This is a genomic window from Phocaeicola sp. RTP21198st1_B8_RTP21198_201120 (assembly GCF_040929485.1).
GTDB lineage: Bacteria > Bacteroidota > Bacteroidia > Bacteroidales > Bacteroidaceae > Phocaeicola > Phocaeicola dorei.
Map to the genome: position 1 here is coordinate 1 of NZ_JBCOCI010000240.1, position 1,864 is coordinate 1,864.

1 protein-coding gene is annotated in these 1,864 nt (G+C 42.6%); it reads right to left on the reverse strand.

What is annotated here, in order from left to right:
* Positions 1-117: 117 nt before the first annotated feature.
* Positions 118-1,788 (reverse strand): M23 family metallopeptidase, encoded by a 1,671-nt coding sequence (locus AB5935_RS24990; RefSeq protein WP_007833245.1) that lies wholly within the window; start codon positions 1,786-1,788, stop codon positions 118-120.
* Between the last annotated feature and the right edge of the window lie 76 nt (positions 1,789-1,864).

Genomic DNA, 1,864 nt, shown 5'->3' on the forward strand with positions numbered 1-1,864 from the left:
ATCTGCAAATTCAGTAATGAGAGGACGTGTAAACGCAATAAGGACGTTCAAGGGCTTAGTTGCGGATTTGAGGATTAATATATAACTTTTTAATTGTGTATAATACTTATTTTACCATCAAAATTCATATTCCTCTCTTGTTTCATTTCCACAATAATCTGTCACCACCAATTCCAATTTATGGGCGACTCCTTTTTTTAACCGTTCAGGATGCTTCATCCACAATTTCGCATTTTTGGAACTGAAACCAAACAAGGCAAATTCGCCGTCTATCTTCACCTTATAATCTTTGATACCCGTTTCCGCATCTCCTATTTTGAACTGAACCTTACCTGTCTTCCATTGCGTTTTATTTAATGGAGTTACTCGTGGAGACAAGGTATCTATAGCTACGGTATAAGTTCCCAGTTCACGGATGGAAGTCTTCATCCAACCATTCTCATAAGTTCCTCCTGCTGAACCTTTCCTTTTTCCCCACTTACGGGCTACATAATATTTCGACGTATCCTCTACAGGAAGATGGCGTACCCCGATCATCAGCGTGCATCCAGCTTGCAAAGCTACTGGCTCATCGTGCAATTGGTACTCGTAAGAAATTGCGGCTGTATCTTTAACCACCTGACAGTTCAGTGCCACATCCTCATACAACATCCCTCGGGGGATAACCAGTTCCATACCCGGTTCCTGAACCACATTACCTTTATTCCATGCCAAATAATGTTTTACTTGCGGATGATATTCCTCTATCGGCTGCCTATGGCCACGCACAATGAAACGATAAGTCGACTTATTACCATATAAATCAGCTAATTCATAACGAAAATGATAATCACGTTCTTCATCAATCGTAATCACCCCTCCTTCATCGTTGGCTTGTAACATGCGCAAACTATTTCCGGGAAGAATTTGTGAGCGCATCACCCAATTATGCCTCTTTACATTCTCCTCATAGTCTGTCCAAGCATTAATCATCCGGTTCTCTTCAGGCAAAACGCCATCCACTGTACTGCGAAAAACTTCTGTCGTATCCACATAGAGTACCACGGAACGCACACCATAATTATTATGTGTACCATCCATATAGTCGTATGCCTTAATACCAGCGGCTATTTTCCCCCAAGCAGAAACCGGTTGCCCCAAAGAAGCAACAGGTATGGATTTTTTTCTTTGTGAGCCTTCCACAACCCCAGCGCCCCGCTGCGGATAAAGCATAATCATTGACGCACGTGGCGGAGTAGTGTCTTTGATTTTATCGGTATAGAATTGTAAGGGATCTATCAATTCACCAGTATCCGTACAGCGTATCTCCATATGCAGATGCGGTCCGAAAGAATATCCTTCATTACCGCTTAAAGCAATGATTTCTCCAGCTTTGAAACTGACCTGATGAGGTTCGAATTTCAAATCCACAGCAAAAGTTTCATGCCGATATTGATATTCCTCCACTACTTTTGCCACTGCGGAAGCAAATTTCAACACATGCCCATACACTGAAGTATATCCATTGGGATGAGTAATAAAAATAGCCTGCCCATATCCGCCGGGAGTAACCAGTACACGGCTCACATATCCGTCGGCAATGCAATGAATAGGTTTTCCCACCTCTCCCTGGGTTTTAAAGTCCACTCCTCCATGAAAGTGGTTAGAACGCAGTTCACCAAAATTACCGCTCAGAGTAAGCGGAAAATCAAAAGGAGGACGGAATACAGGAGCAGCCGGTTCTTCCTGTGCCCGTACAGTGAAAATACTGCCCAAAGCTACTATGATTATATAATTTCGTAAAGTCATTTTCCTCAAATCCGCAACTAAGCCCTTGAACGTCCTTATTGCGTTTACACGTCCTCTCATTACTGAATTTGCAGAT